The sequence below is a fragment of the Bacteroidales bacterium genome, from assembly GCA_016707785.1.
In the GTDB taxonomy this organism is placed as follows: domain Bacteria; phylum Bacteroidota; class Bacteroidia; order Bacteroidales; family UBA4417; genus UBA4417.
This window is the reverse complement of record JADJGZ010000020.1, coordinates 41,963-62,661: the sequence shown is the minus strand read 5'-3', so window position 1 is coordinate 62,661 and position 20,699 is coordinate 41,963. Positions and strand designations below refer to the sequence as shown.

Genomic DNA, 20,699 nt, shown 5'->3' with positions numbered 1-20,699 from the left:
TCCCCCCCCCCGGGCGGTGGGGGGTTCCCCCCCCCCGCCCAATAGGTTTCATCAAAGGGCACTTCCAATCCTTTGGGGCGATTTCATAAAAATTCAGTTTAAACAAATCTTATACTACTGTATCTTTGGAGACAGAATTCGCTTGTTATTCGGGTAGATTATTATGAAGATTCTGATCATTCAAACGGCCTTCATTGGAGATGTGATCCTTGCCACACCTTTGGTAGAATCTATCAGGAGAGAGTACCCCGATAGTACCATCCATTTTCTTCTTCGAAAGGGTAATGAAACATTGCTGACTGCTCATCCTTATATTGAAAAAGTATGGGTCTTCAATAAAAAGGAGCAGAAATATATCAACCTGTTGAGGATAATCCGCTCTATCAGGGCCGAATCATACGATTATGTCATCAATTTACAGCGATTTTTCACGACCGGACTTATGACCGTGCTCTCCGGAGGGAAAGTAAAGATCGGATTTGATAAAAATCCACTTTCGTTTCTTTTCACAAAAGCTGTGAAACATTCATATGGGAATCTGGATGGCGCAATACGTCATGAGGTTGACCGCAATCTTTCCCTGATTAGTGAACTTGTCAAAGAGAAAGTCCGTAGACCTGTTCTTTACCCTTCGGCTGATGATTATAAAGTTGTGAAACCGGGACTTGGGTATGTTTGTATTGCGCCAGCTTCTGTATGGCTTACCAAACAATTTCCTGTAAAAAAGTGGGTACAATTGATCAGACTTCTACCTGAAGACCTCACAATCTACCTTTTGGGTGCGGGAAACGACATCCCCTTATGCCAAACTATAAGAGAAGAATGTCCTAAACGAAATATAGAGATTGTAGCCGGGAAATTAAGTTTCCTGCAATCGGCGGCACTTATATCGGCTGCAAGAATGAATTATGTCAATGACTCTGCACCGCTGCATATTGCTTCAGCAATGAATGCTCCTGTTGCTGCAATTTTCTGCTCAACAACACCTGAATTTGGGTTTGGACCTCTGTCAGATACTTCCTATATCCTTGAAGTGGATGAAAAATTACCCTGTCGTCCATGTGGGGTACATGGGAAAAAAGAATGCCCTTTGGGTCATTTTAAATGTTCAGATATTTCAGATGAGCGTTTACTTCAGACGATGAAATTCTGAATCCCATTTTCTATAATAAATTCTAAAATGCTATTTTTTGCCGAGATTTGTCATCCAATTGTCAAGGTCTCTTAATGGTTCCACTTTCTAATCTTACCATTGTTCATTGTACTACATATTGATAATTTAGAAGTTTCTAAGACTCTGGTTTTTCGTTTTTCCTGAAATATTCCAGGATAATAGCTGTTTTCGCTTTTCCAACTACTGCCTGAATTTCCTGTTCACTGGCTTTCTGAATATTTTTCACACTTTTAAACTTCCGTAACAATGCCTGGGCAGTATTCTCTCCAATTCCATCAATGCCGGTAAGCTGTGTCCTGATTGTGCCCTTTTCCCTTCTTTGCCTGTGATGAGTGATCCCGAAACGATGTGCTTCATCCCTGATCTGCTGAATGATACGCAATGTTTCGGATTTCTTGTCAATATATAGAGGCAGTGAATCGCCCGGGTAATAAATTTCCTCTAATCGTTTTGCAATGCCTATCACATCAATTTTACCTCTCAACCCCAGTTTTTCGAGGCTGGTTATCGCTGAACTCAACTGCCCTTTCCCACCATCAATAACAATCAGCTGTGGCAAGGGCTGGTTTTCTTCCAGCACTCTCTTGTATCTCCTGAAAATTACCTCCTCCATGGAAGCGAAATCGTTCGGTCCTTCAACAGTTTTGATGTTAAAGTGCCGGTATTCCTGTTTGTTGGGTTTCCCTTCGGTGAAAACAACCATTGCCGCAACAGGATAGGCACCCTGTATGTTTGAATTGTCGAAGCAATCAATCCTGTGAGGTTCATCTTTGAGCCTGAGATCTTTTTTCATCTGCTCCATGATCCTTTTACTGTGGCGCTCAGGATCAACACGTTCCATCTGCTTGTGTTTTTCGAGCATAAAAAACCTGGCATTCCTCTCACTTAATTCGATGAGCGCTTTTTTATCTCCACGGATAGGAACGGTAAATGTTACACCGGGGATTTCAACCTCCGGAAGGAAAGAGACAATAACCTCTTTGGCATCAGATTCAAAACGCAGTCGCAACTCAGCCATAGCCATGGTAAGCAATTCCTGCGGACTCTCATCCAGCTTTTTCTTTAGTTCCACGGTATGCGCCTGGATGATGCAGCCACTCACAACCTTCATGAAATTTACATAGCCGCTACCCGCATCTTCACAAAAAGTGAATACATCTACATTATGAATGGAAGGATTTACAACAGATGATTTACTCTGGTATCGTTCCAGGAGTTCAATCTTTTCTTTTACCAGCTGGGCTTTTTCGTATTCATAATTGCCGGCATATTCCTTCATTAATTCGGTGAGTTGCTGCCTGACAGTGGAAATATTTCCTTTAATTATGTTACGGATCTCATGGAGCCTCACCTGGTATTCCTCTTCTGATTCCAGGCCCTCACAGGGACCCAGGCAATTACCTATATGATATTCCAGGCATACTTTGTACTTGTTTTTATTGATATTGGCCTGGCTAAGATTTAGATTACAGGTTCGCAACGGATATAACTGTCGGACCAGGTCAAGAACCGTTGACATCATTTTCCCGCTGGCATACGGTCCGAAATAATCAGAACCATCCTTCATCCGGTGACGGGTAGAAAAAACCCTTGGAAAAGGTTCATTCTTGATAATAATCCAGGGATAGGTTTTATCATCCTTCAGCATCACATTATAGCGAGGCTGGTACTTCTTGATCAGGTTATTCTCGAGTAAAAGGGCATCCAATTCCGTATCCACAACTATAAACCGGATATCCTCGATTTTCTGGACCAATACTTTCACCTTTCCGATCAAAGATCCATCCCTGGTAAAATACGATGAAACCCGTTTCTTCAGATTCTTCGCCTTGCCTATATACAGAAGCTTGTCATCCTTATCATAATACTGGTACACCCCTGCCCTGTCGGGGAGGTCCTTTATGATATTTGACAGCTTTATGGAGTTGGGAGGCATAGGGATGAAATTAATTCATCAATGTTTGGCGGCTGAATTAAATAATGTGACAAGATAAGTGTCGGGTTGAAAAGGGAATTCTTCTAGCTTGTCATATGATTAAACCCCTGGGCAGTAATTTCAATCAGCACACCATCATGACTCACAAGTCCACAGCCAGAAGCAGCGTCAGTAATATGTCCGATTACACTGATATCCTTGAACTGGTTTATCTTGTCAAGATCGCTCATAGGAATAGTAAAAAGAAGTTCATAATCTTCCCCGCCATTCATTGCTGCTGTAACAGGCTGGATATTAAACTCAGTTGCCATAGTAGCGGTGGAAACATCAATCGGGATTTTCTCTTCATAGATCCTGCATCCCACGCCTGAATCATTACATATATGAAGGATTTCTGATGCCAGCCCATCGCTGATGTCAATCATCGATCCCGGTTTTATACCTGCTTCAGCCAGTTTTCTGATAATATCCATCCGGGGTTCCGGTTTCAACTGCCGCTCAAGGATGTAATCATTGCCTTCCAGATCAGGTTGCATGTTAGGGTCAGCCATGAAAACCTGTTTTTCCCGTTCAAGTAAAAGCAATCCAAGGTAGGCAGACCCCAGATCTCCTGTTACACAAATGAGTTCATTCTCCTTAGCGGTATTTCTGTAAACTACATTTTCTTTTTCTACCACTCCTGTCACTGTCATTGCCAGGATCAACCCACTTTTGCTGGAAGTGGTATCCCCGCCAGCCAGGTCGACCTTATATTTAGCACAGGCAAGTTTAATTCCTTCATATAATTCTTCCAACGCTTCCAGGGGGAATCGGTTTGATACGGATAAACCTATATAAAGTTGCGTAGGTGTGCCATTCATAGCGGCGATATCGGAGAAATTGACAGCCGCCGCTTTATATCCCAGGTGTTTAAGTGGGGTATAGGCAAGGTCGAAATGTACCCCTTCAACAAGCAGGTCTGTAGAGACAAGGGTGAGTTTATTACCATTGTCAAGAACAGCGGCATCATCCCCGATGCCTTTGATGGTAGAGGGATTTATAATATCGATACCGGAAGTAAGATGGCTGATCAGTCCGAATTCGCCCAATTCACTAAGTTCAGTCCGTTTGGGACCTGGATTTTCAAGCATGTCTCTATTTTTGTGCAAAAGTACATGAAGCAAGATAGTTTTTATACTGATTCTAAACTAAATTATTCCAATTTCCTTTATAAGTCAGGATAGATAGTAATTTTGGCATCGAAAAGAATACAGATTGTAAGAAAGTGTATAGAAAAAGTTTTCTGAACATTAATCCCTGCACCTAAAAACCGATCTAACGAAAGTAACCTTATTGTTCGAAATCAATATTGTCAGTAAAAGATGAAAAACCTGCTTCTCTCCCTGCTTCTCTCCATATTTGCACAAGGATTACTGGCACAGGAATTCACTGTTTCAGGGATCCTGTTAAACCAGGAAGACCAAAAGCCTTTAGTGGGTGCTACCATTAAACTGGTAAGTATGAAGGATACTACCCAGTTTCGTTATTCCAGCAGTCTCAGGGAAGGAGATTTCAGTTTTGAGAAAGTTCAGAAAGGGCCTTATCGGCTGGAGGTAACCTATATAGGTTTTGAGAAATACACCCAGGTATTTGGCACCGGAAAGGGTTCCAACCTGGGAAAGATCTCTTTAAAACCTGCTTCAACCAGTCTTGGGGAAATAGATATCCAGGGAACGGCTGTCAGGGCTGAACAAAAGGGTGATACCACCCAGTACAATGCCGATGCTTTCAAAGTAACCCAGGATGCATCCACAGAAGACCTGATTAAAAAAATGCCGGGCATCACTGTTGAAAATGGAACTGTAAAAGCCCATGGCGAAGAAGTAAAAAAAGTGCTGGTGGATGGGAAACAGTTTTTTGGAGAAGATCCTTCAGTAACCTTGAAGAACCTTCCCGCCGAAGTGGTGGATAAGATCCAGGTCTTTGATAAACTTTCTGACCAGGCTGCATGGACAGGTTTTGATGATGGAAGTGGTCAAAAGACATTGAATATTGTCACCAGGAATGCGAGGAATTCCGGGCAGTTTGGAAAATTTTCCGCGGGGTATGGCTCTGATGACCGATATCTCCTGGGAGCGAATGTTAATTTCTTTGAAGGCCAGAGGCGAATAACCCTATTAGGGATGAGCAATAACGTAAATCAGCAGAATTTTTCAGCGGATGATGTAATCGGGAGTTCAGGGAATAGCAGGCAACCCGGGATGGGAGGCGGACGCATGGGAGGAGGGAACTTTCAAATGGGCCCCCAGAGCGGAATATTCAGTACCAATGCCATTGGAGTGAATTATACAGATGCATGGGGTAAGAAGATTTCCTTCAATGTCAGTTATTTCCTGAATAATGGTATCACATCCACTGATAAGCTGATCAACCGGCAGTACATCCTGGGGGGAGAAAATACCCGCTACTACAAAGAGTCAAGCAATTCAAGGACTGATAATACCAATCATCGGCTAAATTTAAGGGTGGAATACAATCCTGATTCCAATAACTCGATCATCTTAACACCCCGGCTCAGCATACAGGATAATCAATCCAATAGCTTTTCCGGGGCAAGTACTGCCGGTGAGCCTTTATACCTGCCTGAAAATCTGCTGAATACCTCGTCAAATAATAATGAAAGCCTGGCCGATGGATATAATTTCAACAACGAATTGCTTTATCGTCATAAATTTCTGAAGAAGGGACGGACTGTTTCTATCAACCTTGGGACAGGCGTTTCCAACAGGTATCGTGAAAATTATGTAGATACACGAAGCATATACTATCAGCAACAAGCCGGTTCTTCCAATGATACGGTAAACCAGTTTGGAAAGTCTTTGACCAATGGACTAAGCCTGTCATCCAATCTTGTTTATACAGAGCCTGTTGGAAAAAACAGCCAGGTACAATTGAATTATAATATTGCCTGGTCACAGAATGATAATGATAAGAAGACCTATAACTATGCCAGTGACCAATTGGAATATTCCTTATTCGATACATTGCTTTCCAGTATTTATGACAACGAATACCTTACGCATCGCCTTGGGACAGGTTATCTCTATCAGACTGAGAAGATGAATCTGAATGCAGGCATAACCTATCAATATGCTGACCTCAAAGGTAATACCAGCTTCCCATTAGCAGATTCCACACAGGTAGGGTTCAATTCGATTCTGCCCAACCTGATGGTTAACTATAAATTCTCAAAAGTCACTAACCTCAGACTGATATACAGGGCCAGTACAAATGCACCATCTACTTCTCAGCTTCAAAGGGTACTCGACAATTCAAACCCGGTACTGTTATCTACCGGGAACCCCGGTCTGAACCAGGAGGTAAGACATTTCGCGACTACCCGGTTCTCTCATTCCAACCAGGATAAGACAAGGAATCTTTTTGCCATGCTTTTTTTCCAGATGACCCAGGATTATATCGGGAATTCAACGCTGGTTGCATTCAATGATACATTGGTGAATGGGCAGGAAGTGAAAAAAGGTTCACAACTCACCATTCCGCAAAACCTGGATGGAGCATGGAATACCAGGGCATTGTTTACTTTCGGATTCCCGGTGAAACCCATCAGAAGTAACCTGAATTTTAATACAGGGGTGAGCTACAACCGGCTTCCCAGTTTGATCAATGCACTGGCAAACACTTCAAATACTTACGGACTCAATTTAGGCGCTGTACTCAGCAGCAATATCAATGAAAAGGTTGATTTTACATTCACCTACAACCTGAATTATAACCTGGTAGAAAATACTTTGCAACCTGATCTTGATAATAATTACTTTTTCCAGATCGGGTCCGTCCAGTTCAACTGGGAATTCTGGAAAGGGTTCTTTTTTCAGAATAGTTTGACTTATCAGCAATATAGCGGTCTCTCTTCCGATTTCCAGGATCGGTACACATTATGGAATTTCAACCTTGGGAAGAAACTGTTCAAGAAGAAATCAGGAGAAATAAAGCTATCCTGCTATGATATCCTGGATCAGAATAAGAGTCTGACCCGGACTGTGACAGATACCTATATTGAGGATGCCAATACAGTTGTTTTGCGCCAGTATTTTATGCTCTCTTTTACCTATAACCTGAGGAATTTCACCGGTAAGGCACCTGAGTCCAATGAGCGGCGCTTTGATGGCCGTTATGATGGCAGACCGCCAGATGGTCCGCATATGCATTAATATATTTTCTGAGGTCTTTTCATAGACTGTCAAATACTTTTTGAGCAGATTTTATCTGAAATCATCCGCTCTGAAATCACTTAATCATGTATGAAACACATAATTAAGTACCGGATATCTTTATTGGTATATTTCAGGACGAACTAAAATGTTGTGTAGTTGTTAAATATCTAGCAGCAGTTCATGCGTTGTTAGGGTTTAATTGCTAATTTTGCCCGACAGTTTTTATTTAAACTAAAACCAAATAACTGTTTCGGGATTATTCCTGTGCCATGGAAAAGGATCAAAATAACATACTGGAAGAAGTAACCCAAGGGGAGTATAAGTACGGTTTTTATACGGATATTGAGATGGAGACAGCCCCGCGTGGGCTGAGTGAAGATACGGTTCGTTATATATCCATTAAGAAGAAAGAACCTGAGTGGTTGCTTGAATTCCGATTGAAGGCTTATAGACACTGGATCACTCTCACAGAACCTGATTGGGCTCACCTTCATCATCCCCCGATTGATTACCAGGATATCATTTATTATGCAGCTCCTAAACGTAAAAAGGAGCTGAAAAGCCTTGATGAGGTTGATCCTGAATTACTTGATACATTCAATAAACTGGGAATTTCACTCGAAGAACAAAAGCGTTTAAGTGGCGTTGCGGTTGATGCTGTCATTGATAGTGTTTCTGTCAAAACTACTTTCACGGATACCCTTTCCAAATATGGGATCATCTTTTGTTCATTCAGTGATGCGGTTCAGAACCATCCGGACCTTGTCAGGCAATATATGGCAAGTGTTGTACCATATACTGATAATTATTTTGCCGCGCTCAATTCAGCGGTGTTCAGTGACGGATCATTCTGCTATGTTCCAAAAGGTGTACGTTGCCCCATTGAACTTTCAACTTATTTCAGGATCAATGCAGCTAATACCGGACAATTTGAACGCACCCTGATTGTTGCTGATGAAGGAGCCTATGTTTCCTATATGGAAGGATGCACTGCCCCGATGAGGGACGAAAATCAATTGCATGCTGCCATAGTCGAGATTATTGCAATGAAGGATGCCGAAGTGAAATACAGCACTGTTCAGAACTGGTATCCCGGAAATAAAGAAGGACTTGGTGGCATCTATAACTTTGTTACCAAGCGCGGTATGTGTAAGGGTAGTCATTCCAAGATTTCCTGGACGCAGGTGGAAACAGGCTCAGCCATTACCTGGAAGTACCCAAGTGTTGTACTCATGGGTGACTACTCTGTCGGGGAATTCTACTCAGTAGCAGTCACGAATAACTACCAGCAGGCCGATACAGGGACCAAGATGATGCACCTTGGCAGAAATACCAGGAGTACCATCATTTCAAAGGGAATTTCTGCCGGTAAAAGCAATAACAGTTACCGCGGATTGGTCAAGATTATCAAACGTGCAGAAAACTCCAGGAATTTTTCGCAGTGCGATTCATTGCTTTTAGGGGATAAGTGTGGCGCTCATACCTACCCATATATCAAGGCCGAAAACCAGAGTTCAATAATTGAGCATGAAGCCACTACTTCCAAAATTTCTGATGACCAGCTTTTCTATTGTAACCAGAGAGGAATCAGTACTGAAAGTGCTATTGGACTTATCGTAAATGGATATGCCAAGGAAGTCCTGCAACACCTGCCGATGGAATTTGCTGTTGAAGCCCAGAAATTACTGGCGATAAGTCTTGAAGGTAGCGTTGGATAAAGACTAATAAAAAGAATTTGAAAATTTGAGAATTTGAAAATACAAACTCAAGTGAGAGGCGATAATGTTAGGACTGATTTTTCATCTTGGTATCCACCTTCAAATTAAGCAGTCAAAATGTTCTCTAAATCTCCATATCACCAATCCTGCAGCTGACAAACAGTCCTGATTTCAGGCTTTAAATTTGACTTCAGCCAACGATTAATCACACAAACAACTGATAAGTAAAAAATACATGCTTACAATCAAGAATCTGTCAGCTTCCATTAATGGGAAGGAAATTTTGAAAGGGGTGAACCTGGAAGTGAATGCCGGAGAAGTACATGCCATCATGGGACCAAATGGAACCGGTAAGAGTACTTTATCCTATGTTATTGCCGGGAGGCAAGGTTATGAAGTAACCAGTGGTGAAATCACTTTTAAAGGGCTGGATCTTATGGGCCTTTCAACCGAAGAACGCGCCTGTGAAGGAATATTCCTTGGGTTTCAATACCCGGTGGAAATCCCGGGAGTTTCTATCACCAATTTCCTGCGTACTGCCATTAATGAGCAAAGGAAATACAGGGGTTTGGATCCGATTCCTGCCAAAGAATTCCTTGCCAGGATGGAAGAAAAGAAGAAGCTACTTGAATTGCAGGATAAACTTGCTAATCGCTCCGTGAATGAGGGCTTCTCAGGCGGGGAAAAAAAGAAGAATGAAATTTTCCAGATGGCAATGCTCGAACCTACATTGGCCATTTTAGATGAAACAGATTCAGGCCTCGATATCGATGCTCTTCGTATTGTGGCCACAGGAGTTAATAAACTGCGCACAAAAGAAAATGCTACTATCGTGATAACACACTATCAGCGACTGCTTGAATACATAGTTCCTGATGTAGTCCATGTGCTGTTCGACGGACGAATTGTGAAAAGTGGTGGTAAGGAACTTGCTCTGGAACTGGAGGAAAAAGGATATGAATGGATCAAAGGTCAACTATAGTCCTGCTAACGTTGATATTATGGAACAGACTAGGATAGTTGCCGATTTACAGGGTCATCTTGAAACCATATTCATTGAAAGGCAAGCCAGCCTCTTTGGATCTGATTCAGCGTATGTGGCCGAATTGCGACAATTGGCATTTGGCCATTTCAAACATCTTGGTTTTCCAACAGCGAGGATGGAAAAATGGCGGGGAACTGATTTATCGAAAGCTTTGCTTGCTGATTATGAATGGGCAATGGAAAGCCCGGGAAATAATATTGACCTGGAAAAAATTTTCCAATGTGAAGTGCCTCATTTTGAAACTTTCCTGGTAGCACAACTTAATGGTTGGTATGTCTATAAGAACAGTCCACTGACTACCCTCCCAAATGGTATGATCGTTGGCAGTCTTGCCAAAGCCTTCCTTAAATACCCTGAACTAATTAACCAGCATTATGGGAAGTATGCCAATGTTGAGACTGATGGTCTGACTGCCTTGAATACAGCTTTTGCTCAAGACGGAATCTTTATCTATGTGCCTGATGGTGTTGCAGTTCCTGATGTCGTTCAGATGGTGAACATTGTGGATAGCGCACAGAACCTGATGTTGCAGACAAGAAACCTGGTGATACTGGGGAAAAACAGTCACCTCAAGCTAGTTCAATGCGACGACTCGATTAATCACAAGATTTCATTTATTAATTCAGTTTCGGAGTTTTATATCGACAGAGATTCTACCCTTGATCACTATAAACTTCAAAACAAGGATGAGAATTCTACCCTTATCAATACTTTGTTTGTTCAGCAGGAGCAAGGTAGTACCTTCTCTTCCAACGCTATTAGTCTGAATGGAGGGATTATCAGGAACAGCACAAATGTGAAGCTTTCAGGGGAAAATTGCGCCGCCAACATTTATGGCGTTTACCTGATGGATCGCAATCAGCATATTGATAACCAGGTGCTTATTGATCATGCCGTACCTCGTTGTCAGAGTAATGAACTTTTCAAGGGGATCCTTGATGACCATGCCAGCGGTGTTTTCAACGGACATGTGATTGTCAGGAAAGATGCGCAGCAAACCAATGCTTATCAGACCAATAAGAACATTCTGCTTACTGATAAAGCAACCATTGATACCAAGCCATTCCTTGAAATATATGCTGATGATGTAAAATGTAGTCATGGCGCTACTGTCGGACAACTCGATGCTGATGCCATGTTCTATATCAGGAGCCGTGGGATCAGTGAGAACAATGCCAGGATTTTGCTGATGTATGCTTTTGCCGCCGAAGTAGTGAATAAGATTGACATTCCGGAATTAAGGCAGAGGATAGATGACATGGTGAAGAAACGATTAAGGGGAGAGTTATCCTATTGTGACCAGTGCGTCCTCCATTGTAGTTCACAGGAAAAAAGCCTTACCTTTGATATTGACATGACAAAGGTCTAAATAACACACTCCTTGAATACATCATTAGACAAGATCCGGGCTGATTTCCCTATATTGAAAGAGCTTACCTATGGTCAGCCCCTGGCCTATTTTGATAATGCAGCTACTACTCAAAAGCCGGCTGCAGTAATCGATGCCATTAGTAAGTTTTATGCCACAGCTAATTCAAATGTTCACCGAGGGGTTCATAAAATGAGCCAGGAAGCTACTATGGCATATGAAGCTGCCCGGAATAAGATGGCTGCTTTCCTGAATGCCACTTCCACAATGGAAATTATCTTTACAAGGGGAACCACTGAAGCTATCAACCTGGTAGCCTTTTCTTTTGGGGAAGGCTTTGTGAAAGAAGGAGATGAAATTATAGTTTCTACTCTTGAACATCATTCTAATATTGTTCCCTGGCAACAGCTTTGCCTGAGAAAAAATGCTACTCTGAAGGTAATTCCCATTTTTGATAATGGTGAACTCGATATAGAGGCATATAAAAGTTTATTGAATGCCCGAACAAAATTGGTAGCGGTCAATCATATTTCCAATGCCCTTGGAACCATTAATCCTATCAGCGAAATTATCAGGCTGGCCCATGAAGTCGGGTGCTGCAGTGCTGATTGATGGAGCTCAGGGCCTTTCACACGGTCCTGTAGATGTTCAGGCACTGGATTGCGATTTTTATACCTTCTCGGGACACAAAATGTACGGCCCGATGGGGATAGGCGGACTTTTTGGCAAAAAGGAATGGCTTGAAAAAATGCCTCCTTACCAATGTGGCGGCGAGATGATCTCTAAAGTTACCTTTGCGAAAACTACTTTTAATGAATTGCCTTACAAGTTTGAAGCCGGTACACCAAATGTTGCCGATGCCATTGGACTGGGAGCTGCTTTAGACTATATCGGATCTATAGGATGGGAATTCATACGTCAACAGGAAGCAGATCTCCTGAATTATGGCACCGAAAAAATATCAGCCATTCCCGGTGTCAGGATTATCGGAACGGCTTCTCAAAAAGCAAGCATCATCTCTTTCGTACTCGACGATATCCATTTCTTTGATGCCGGTTCCATTATTGACAGGTTTGGTATTGCCGTCAGGACAGGTAACCATTGCACGCAGCCATTAATGGAGCGCCTGGGAATCATCGGAACCATCAGGGCTTCCTTCTCTTTTTATAATACCCGGGAGGAAATTGATCGTCTGGTTGCAGCGATTGGTAAGGTGAAAGAACTTTTTAACTAGATTTGATACAGGATACCAGGAAAAGATGACAATTACTGAAACAATAGAAGAAATCATTGAGGAGTTTTCCAGCTTTGAAGACTGGATGGATAAGTACAATTACCTTATCGACATGGGCAAATCATTGCCGATGCTGGAAGACAAGTATCGGATTGATTCAAACCTAATTACAGGTTGCCAGTCAAGGGTTTGGTTACATTCTGAAATCAAGGATGGGGTGATCATATTTTTTGCAGATAGCGATGCCGTGATTACAAAAGGCATCGTAAACCTTCTGATCCGTGTTTTCTCCGGACATACCCCTGATGAAATCATAGAAGCAGAAACTGAGTTCCTGGATGTAATCGGTCTCAAGGATCATTTGTCTCCCACCCGCAGCAATGGCTTGCTATCAATGATCAAACAAATCAAATTGTATGCATTGGCTTATAAAGCCCAGGAGAAAACTACCTGACAAAATAAATTTGGTTAACTCGTGAACCTTATGATGCAGAACATTGAATATAAAAATATGCTGAGTGAAAGGGTTGTGCAGGTGCTCAAGAGTATCTATGACCCTGAAATTCCTGTGAATATATATGAACTGGGGCTTATCTACGATATCAGTATCGATAATGATTCAGTTGCTCATATCCGAATGACACTCACCTCTCCCAATTGCCCCGTTGCCGAAGACCTTCCTATTGAAGTCCATGAAAAGGTGAAACTAGCCGATGGTATTACAGATGTTAAAGTTACCCTGACTTTTGAACCACCCTGGGATCGGCAAATGATCTCAGATGAAGGATTGCTGGAACTGGGCTTCCTATAATCCCCACTTTTGCTTTTAAAAAGCCTTCCGGGAATACACTTAATTTAAGCTGTTTAAAAATAATCTTTGTTCCGTATTCGGAATTAAGAATCTCTTTTTTATATTTGTAGCAATTAAGTACCAATAATCTTAATAAATGAAAAAAATAGTCTATCTCTTATTATTTCTCTGTGCTATAGTATGGCAAGTCAATGGACAGTCCTTTGAAATGTCAGGTCAATTGAGGCCAAGAGCTGAGTATCGCCAGGGGTATAAATCCCTGATTGGTTCAGGAGTTGATCCGGCTTTTTCGATTTCACAGAGAACCCGCCTGAACCTGATTTATTCCAACAAGAAACTGAAATCAGCTATTTCATTACAAGATGTTAGGGTCTGGGGTGATGTGGTCACCTCTAATAAATCGGATCTCAATGGAACCATGCTTTATCAGGCCTGGGGAGAATATTTTTTCGCGGAAAACTTCTCAATGAAAGTAGGGCGGCAACCGATTATTTATGATGATCAGAGGTTATTCGGGGGATCAGACTGGAATCAGCAAGCCAGGAGTCATGATGCCTTTTTATTGAAATTCAATCCCACGAAGACCAATACCATTCAGTTGGGATTTGCCTATAATCAGAGCAGCGATAAGGATACAGGCAATTATTACTCACTTGGCACCAATTACAAGGCACTCCAATACCTGTACATTCATGTTGAGAACCCCGGAAAACTGGTGGCAAGTTTCTACCTGGCGAATTTGGGAATGCCTGCTTCGGTGATGGCTGATTCAGTCTGGAGCCAGGAAACCCGCTATTCTCAAACCCTTGGACCCCTTTTACAATTTAATGGGAAGAAGCTGAAAGCCAGTGCTTCATTCTATTTACAGGTAGGCCAATCCCAGAAGGGTGTCGATAAGAATGCCTGGTTTCTTGGAGGTGATATCAGCTATTTAATGCAGACAAACTGGTCATTTGGAGCAGGTATACAGCATCTCAGCGGAAATAGCCAGGTAAATCCTGATGCCAAAGACCATGAGTTTTCTACCTTATTTGGAACCGGGCATAAGTTCAACGGATGGATGGATTATTTCTATGCAGGCAGCAGTCATAAAGGGGTAGGATTGACAGATCTCTATATTCCTGTCGTTTATAAGAAGGAGAAATTATCATCGGAAATCCAGCTTCATTACTACAGGGCCGCTGCTTCGGTTAAAAAAGCATCTGAACCTTCTCAAAGTATGGATCCTTACCTTGGTTTCGAAGCAGGAATCCTTTGTTCATATACATTCAGTCCTGATTTAGCGATCTCCGGCGGTTATTCCAGGATGTTTGGTACTGAAACGCTTCAGGCAATTAAGGGAGGAAATAAGGACGATACCCAGCAATGGGCGTGGGTCATGCTATCGTTTAATCCCACATTTTTCAAGGTCGAAAAATAATCTCTATGAAGAAACTTATCCAAGATCTCAAACCACCCGGCAGATGGCAGTTGCCGGTGATAATACTTTCAGGCATCTTTACCGGATTAGCCATCTACATATTTATTATTTCAAATGCTGCCTCCTACCTTTCTGACAAGCCTGAGACGTGCATCAATTGTCATGTCATGAATCCGCAGTACGCTTCATGGCAGCACAGTTCACACAGGGAAGTAGCTAATTGCAACGACTGCCACGTTCCCCATAACAACGTCTTTAATAAATACTTTTTCAAAGCAAAGGATGGGATGCGGCATTCCACTATGTTCACACTTCGCATGGAACCACAGGTGATCCAAATCAAAGAGGCAGGAAGGAAGGTGGTTCATCAGAATTGTATCCGTTGTCATGGCAACTTACTTGAAGTCCCTCATATGCAGGCCCTTGCAAATTCTGATTATTATCTTCAAAGGACTGAAAGAGAATGTTGGGATTGCCATCGTGAAACACCACATGGCAGAGTGAATAGTCTTTCTGCAACGCCATATGCCCGTGTTCCGGCACTGGAAAATCCTGTTCCGGAATGGCTTCAGAAAATTTTAGAAAACAATGAAAACAAATAATACCTGGTATCATGGAAAACAACAAACGCAAACCCTTATTTTATTGGATTCTTTTCCTGGCAACAGCTGTAATCGTGTTCCTTCTTGGAATGCTTGCCACCTCCATCACCAATCGCAGGGCAGAAAAGGAATATGTTTATAAACCAATGGTAGAAATCAAGCAGGGTGAACCCCGGAATGAAGAATGGGGCAAAAATTTCCCTCGCGAATACCAATCCTATATCCAGACCCTTGACACTGGTTTCCGGAGCAAGTATAACGGAAATGCCGTAATTGATATGCTGGAAATTGATCCCAGGCTCGTAGTCCTATGGGCGGGTTATGGTTTCTCAAAAGATTATAAGCAGGGCAGGGGCCATTATTACGCGGTTCAGGATATAACAAATACACTCAGAACAGGATCACCTTCTGAAGGCAATCCCAGTCCTCAGCCTAATACCTGCTGGAGCTGTAAAAGTCCCGATGTGGTTAGGCTCATGACTGCCAATAGTCCCGCCGATTTCTATAAAGGAACCTGGGAACAGAAAGGTCCGGAGATCGTTAACCCTATAGGCTGTGGCGATTGCCATGATACCAAAACCATGAACCTTATCATTACCCGTCCGGCCTTGATTGAAGCATTCAACAGGCAGGGAAAAGATATTACCAAAGCCACCCATCAGGAAATGAGAACTTTGGTGTGTGCCCAATGCCATGTGGAATATTATTTCGACAAACACAAAATTGAAGGTACGGCCTACCTGACTTTCCCTTGGGATAACGGGTATTCTGCGGAATCCATTGAGTCTTACTATGATAAAATTGAGTTTTCTGACTGGACCCACCAGCTTAGTAAAGCCCCGATGTTAAAAGCGCAGCATCCGGAATATGAAACATTTATGATGGGAATTCATGCCCAGCGTGGTGTTGCATGTGCCGATTGCCATATGCCTTATAAGAGTGAAGGCGGACAGAAATTCACCGACCATCATATTCAAAGCCCATTGAATAATATTGCCAACTCCTGCCAGGTATGTCACAGGGAAGAAGCTGATAAACTGATGGCTGACGTGTATTCCCGACAGGATAAGATTATTGAAAACCGGGATAAACTTGAAGAATTGTTGGTCAGGGCCCATGTTGAAGCAGAAAAAGCCTGGAAACTGGGAGCAACAGATGTCCAGATGAAAGGAATTCTGAATGATATTAGGAAGTCTCAATGGCGTTGGGATTTTGCCGCTGCCAGCCATGGAGCTTCGTTCCATGCACCTGTTGAAACCCTCAGGATTATTGCCAATGGAATCACCTATGCCCAGGAAGCAAGGGTTAAACTTGCCAGGTTATTGGCACAAAAAGGATTTAATGAAGAGGTACCCTATCCTGATATTGCTACAAAAGCCAAAGCTCAGAAATACATAGGGCTGGACATGGCCAAACTCAATGCTGATAAGGAAGTTTTTAAGAAAAATGTTGTGTCTGAATGGATGAATAAAGCAAAGGAAAGGGAAGCGAAATATTAGAAACTGTCTAAAATTAGAATTTAGTACAAAAAGAATTCAAAATTCAGTATCCAGGAGTCAGAATAGAAAAAGTGGAACCATTATTAGGAAAATTATTCTGGATTCTGTCCGCCTGAGGCGGATGGCTTCTGAATTCTTCGTGAAATAGCATTTTTATACAATCTCTAACCATTTCTTAATATTCCTTAAATACAGAGGGTTGTAACTATCCTCGAATAATAGCACTTCATTTCTGACGTTTGTCTGGAAAAGCGTATTTTTACCTTCCAAACAAGCAAACATGACGCCTTCGCAAGGTACCTTACTTTCGAAGATTAATTCACCTTATGACCTGAGACAACTCCCGGTTGAGGAATTGCCCGGGCTTTGCCTTGAGATCAGGCAATTCATCCTGGAAGTGATTTCAAAGAACCCGGGACACCTGGGTGCCAGCCTGGGTGTGGTGGAGTTAACAACGGCCATTCATTATGTTTTTAATACACCTGATGATAAGTTGATTTGGGATGTAGGCCACCAGGCTTATGCCCATAAAATTCTCACAGGAAGGAAGGATATATTTTATACCAATCGCACGTATAAAGGCATCAGCGGTTTTCCACGAAGGACTGAAAGTGAATATGATGCTTTTGGAACCGGCCACTCTTCAACCAGCATTTCTGCTGCTTTAGGAATGGCCGTTGCTTCTGCACTTTCAGGCAACAGGAAACAACAACATATTGCTGTTATCGGCGATGGATCCATGACCGGTGGCATGGCCATGGAAGCATTGAACAATGCAGGGGTTTCCAAGGCGAACCTATTGGTAATCCTTAACGACAACGGTATTGCTATCGATAAGAATGTTGGTGGATTATCGAACTACCTTACTGATATTACAACTTCCCGGACCTATAATCGCCTTCGCGACAAAATATGGGTCCTTATGGGTGGAAAAACCCGGTATGGAGCCAATTCCCGTGCTGTGGTTAAACAGTTCGGAAATGCACTGAAAACTACCCTGCTCAAGGAGAGTAACCTTTTCGAAGCATTCGGATTCCGTTACTTCGGACCGGTTGACGGGCATGATGTTGTTCGTCTGGCCCACCTGATGAAAGACCTGAAGAATATCCCCGGTCCCAAACTGTTGCATATTGTTACTACCAAAGGCAAAGGATTTGAGCGTGCAGAAAAAGAACAGACTTTATACCATGCGCCCGGACAGTTTGATAAGGAAACCGGGGTATTAAAGGAAACCCAGTGCCAGAATCAACCACCCAAGTACCAGGTGGTATTTGGTAAGACGATCATTGAACTGGCTGAACAAAACGAAAAAATAGTAGGTGTCACACCAGCCATGCCAACAGGTTGTTCCCTCAATCTGATGATGGCTAAAATGCCTCATCGTGCTTTTGACGTAGGAATAGCTGAACAACATGCCGTAACTTTCTCCGCAGGGATGGCTGCAAGAGGGCTGATTCCTTTTTGCAATATTTATTCAACATTCATGCAAAGGGCTTACGACCAGTTGATTCATGATGTGGCCCTCCAGAAACTGAATGTTGTATTCTGCCTGGATCGTGGCGGACTGGTTGGTGAAGATGGAGCTACCCATCATGGAGTGTATGACCTTGCTTACCTGAGAGCCATTCCCAACCTCACGATATGCAGTCCGATGGACGAGCTGGAACTCAGGAATATGATGTATACTGCCCAGCTTCCGGGAATGGGGCCTTTTGCTATCCGTTACCCCAGGGGACGTGGCATCAGTCCTGACTGGAAAAAACCGTTCGAAGCATTGACAGTTGGGAAAGGAAGAAAAATTCGTGACGGGAAAGACCTGGCAATAATTACTATTGGACATTCCGGAAACTATGCCCTCAGCGCCTGTGAAATACTGATGGGGAAAGGAATTGATGCAGCCTTATTCGATATCCGATTCCTGAAGCCTTTAGACGAGGATCTGCTCCTGTCAGTCTTCCGCAACTTCAAAAAGGTAATTACTGTTGAAGACGGTACTATCCTTGGTGGATTAGGCAGCGCTGTAATTGAGTTTGCAAATGACCATGGCTTTTCTGCCGAAATTCACCGACTGGGAGTTCCCGATCGTTTCATTGAACAGGGTACTCTGGAGGAATTACACAGGGAATGTGGGTTTGATGTGGAAGGGATTGTTGAAGCGGGTTGCAAACTGAATTCAGAGGTTCAATAAGCATCTTTCTCTGTTCCTATGCCATGATCATCAGCTCATTATTTTCAAGTTGGCTGCCTGAGTAGCAAGGTAAATTTAATTCGGGATACTTGTTTCTGATGTTTCGCGACTATTGCATTTCCCTTGCAATATACTGTTCTAATTCTTCTTTACTTGGCAGGGCTAACTGATACTTATGCACAAAAATGCTATGTTCCAACCCGGCAGTGGCATACTTTGCCATTGTTTCACCTTTATCGGTGCAAAGTAGAATTCCAACCGGAGGGTTATCCCCTTCCTGCATTTCTTCATTCCGATAATAATTCAGGTATGCATTTATTTGCCCGGCATGGCTATGTTTGAACTTTTCTATTTTCAAATCAACAAGTACATGGCATTTCAGGATACGGTGATAAAATACCAGGTCGATGAAATAATATTCGCCATCAATTAATACTCGTTTTTGACGAGCCTCAAAACAGAACCCATATCCCAATTCCAACAAAAACTCCTGGAGATGATTAAGTAAGGCTTGTTCCAGATCAGATTCAGTTACTAATGTCCGGTCGTTAAGACCAAGAAACTCGATTGTTAAAGGATTATTGATTACATCATGAGGTGTAAGCTGAACTGCTTGAAGTCGAACCATTTCAGATAGCTTCTTTTTATCTTTTGAAAGGCCGGAACGTTCGAAATATAGTGATTCAATCTGACGTTGAAGCTCTCTTGTACTCCAGGTACCTTTTACACATTCAAGTTCATAAAATGCCCTTTTTAATGGATCATCAATTTTAATTAGTTCAACTATATGAGTAAATGATAATGTTTGAAGTAATCGTACCGGATTAAGTCCGGGTTTTGGATCAGCACCTTTTGTTTGATTTGAAACCTGAATAGCTATGATATCCAGGACTCTTAATTCATCATGCACTGCCTGATGATTTGGATCATTATTTGTAACCTGAGATTGTTCAGGCACTGCCTGAATAATTTTATTATCTCTACCATCACTCGATTGTTCAGTCACTGCCTGAATATTTGCGAGTTTATTAAGATAATGAGGAAGAGCAGCTCCAATTTGAGGATATGTAAGATAAAACTGTCGATAAATATTTAGATTGGTAAAAGATATACCTTTCTGACCCTTATCTTTCAATTGCTTTTCAATTGAACGAATCAATCTATCACCATATCCAGCCCTATCTTCACCTTTTTGTTCGTATTCTACAATGTAATACCCATAAAGCCAATTACGAAGGGTCATGGCAGTATTAACAGCTTTAGATACTGAATCTAAAAGGGTATCATGAGTAACCCGAAGGTTTTGAATCAGGTTTTCGAAATTCATGTACTAACTATTTACTTGCATTAACCAATAAAAAGTGAAAGCTCCAAAATGATTGTTTTTTTTGACTAGCTTGACTCAATATCAACCAAGAGGTTTTCTTTCCGTGAATCAAGCTCGTACTAGCCTTCGTATAGGCATTTACGCTCCTCGCATTGTTCTAAT

The 20,699-nt window shown here is 42.2% G+C and carries 14 protein-coding genes and 1 pseudogene; 12 read left to right on the top strand and 3 right to left on the bottom strand.

The window, feature by feature from the left end; translation table 11 throughout:
- Window positions 1-163: 163 nt before the first annotated feature.
- On the top strand, window positions 164-1,153 hold the full coding sequence (locus tag IPH84_12460; protein ID MBK7174018.1) for a glycosyltransferase family 9 protein: 990 nt from the start codon (window positions 164-166) through the stop codon (window positions 1,151-1,153).
- 136 nt (window positions 1,154-1,289) lie between these two features.
- Here the strand turns inward: IPH84_12460 and uvrC are convergent, their stop codons facing one another.
- Both uvrC and thiL read right to left on the bottom strand, forming a co-directional pair.
- A complete protein-coding gene (uvrC, locus tag IPH84_12455; GenBank protein ID MBK7174017.1) occupies window positions 1,290-3,110 on the bottom strand; it encodes an excinuclease ABC subunit UvrC in 1,821 nt (606 codons plus the stop codon).
- A gap of 83 nt (window positions 3,111-3,193) precedes the next feature.
- Window positions 3,194-4,240, bottom strand: coding sequence for a thiamine-phosphate kinase (gene thiL / locus IPH84_12450; protein MBK7174016.1), 1,047 nt, complete (start codon window positions 4,238-4,240; stop codon window positions 3,194-3,196).
- Between the two features lie 231 nt (window positions 4,241-4,471).
- Between thiL and IPH84_12445 the strand changes: the two genes are divergently transcribed.
- From IPH84_12445 to IPH84_12395, 11 genes and pseudogenes are all read left to right on the top strand, one after another.
- Entirely contained in the window at window positions 4,472-7,321 is a 2,850-nt protein-coding gene (locus IPH84_12445; protein ID MBK7174015.1) for an outer membrane beta-barrel protein, read from the top strand.
- Window positions 7,322-7,593: 272 nt separating this feature from the next.
- Window positions 7,594-9,042, top strand: a complete 1,449-nt coding sequence (gene sufB / locus IPH84_12440) for a Fe-S cluster assembly protein SufB (GenBank protein ID MBK7174014.1) — start codon at window positions 7,594-7,596, stop codon at window positions 9,040-9,042.
- Between the two features lie 235 nt (window positions 9,043-9,277).
- Window positions 9,278-10,024: a Fe-S cluster assembly ATPase SufC gene (gene sufC / locus IPH84_12435; GenBank protein ID MBK7174013.1), complete on the top strand. Its 747-nt coding sequence runs from the start codon at window positions 9,278-9,280 to the stop codon at window positions 10,022-10,024.
- Window positions 9,999-11,456 (top strand): Fe-S cluster assembly protein SufD, encoded by a 1,458-nt coding sequence (sufD, locus tag IPH84_12430; protein MBK7174012.1) that lies wholly within the window; start codon window positions 9,999-10,001, stop codon window positions 11,454-11,456. The genes sufC and sufD overlap by 26 nt, the downstream gene beginning before the upstream one ends.
- A gap of 12 nt (window positions 11,457-11,468) precedes the next feature.
- A pseudogene (locus IPH84_12425) lies at window positions 11,469-12,690 on the top strand (cysteine desulfurase).
- A gap of 25 nt (window positions 12,691-12,715) precedes the next feature.
- The gene (locus IPH84_12420; GenBank protein MBK7174011.1) at window positions 12,716-13,144 is read left to right on the top strand and encodes a SufE family protein; all 429 of its coding nucleotides are present in this window, start codon (window positions 12,716-12,718) and stop codon (window positions 13,142-13,144) included.
- A 30-nt stretch (window positions 13,145-13,174) separates the two neighbouring features.
- Entirely contained in the window at window positions 13,175-13,501 is a 327-nt protein-coding gene (locus IPH84_12415) for a DUF59 domain-containing protein (protein MBK7174010.1), read from the top strand.
- Window positions 13,502-13,637: 136 nt separating this feature from the next.
- On the top strand, window positions 13,638-14,921 hold the full coding sequence (locus IPH84_12410; protein MBK7174009.1) for an alginate export family protein: 1,284 nt from the start codon (window positions 13,638-13,640) through the stop codon (window positions 14,919-14,921).
- Window positions 14,922-14,926: 5 nt separating this feature from the next.
- On the top strand, window positions 14,927-15,523 hold the full coding sequence (gene nrfH, locus IPH84_12405) for a cytochrome c nitrite reductase small subunit (protein MBK7174008.1): 597 nt from the start codon (window positions 14,927-14,929) through the stop codon (window positions 15,521-15,523).
- Between the two features lie 11 nt (window positions 15,524-15,534).
- Window positions 15,535-17,022, top strand: coding sequence for an ammonia-forming cytochrome c nitrite reductase (nrfA, locus tag IPH84_12400; GenBank protein ID MBK7174007.1), 1,488 nt, complete (start codon window positions 15,535-15,537; stop codon window positions 17,020-17,022).
- Window positions 17,023-17,302: 280 nt separating this feature from the next.
- Window positions 17,303-19,210 (top strand): 1-deoxy-D-xylulose-5-phosphate synthase, encoded by a 1,908-nt coding sequence (locus IPH84_12395; protein MBK7174006.1) that lies wholly within the window; start codon window positions 17,303-17,305, stop codon window positions 19,208-19,210.
- Between the two features lie 109 nt (window positions 19,211-19,319).
- Here IPH84_12395 and IPH84_12390 read toward each other — a convergent pair whose 3' ends face one another.
- Window positions 19,320-20,537 carry a DUF1016 family protein gene (locus tag IPH84_12390; protein MBK7174005.1) on the bottom strand — a complete coding sequence of 406 codons (1,218 nt, stop codon included), beginning with the start codon at window positions 20,535-20,537 and terminating at the stop codon, window positions 19,320-19,322.
- Window positions 20,538-20,699 lie beyond the last annotated feature (162 nt).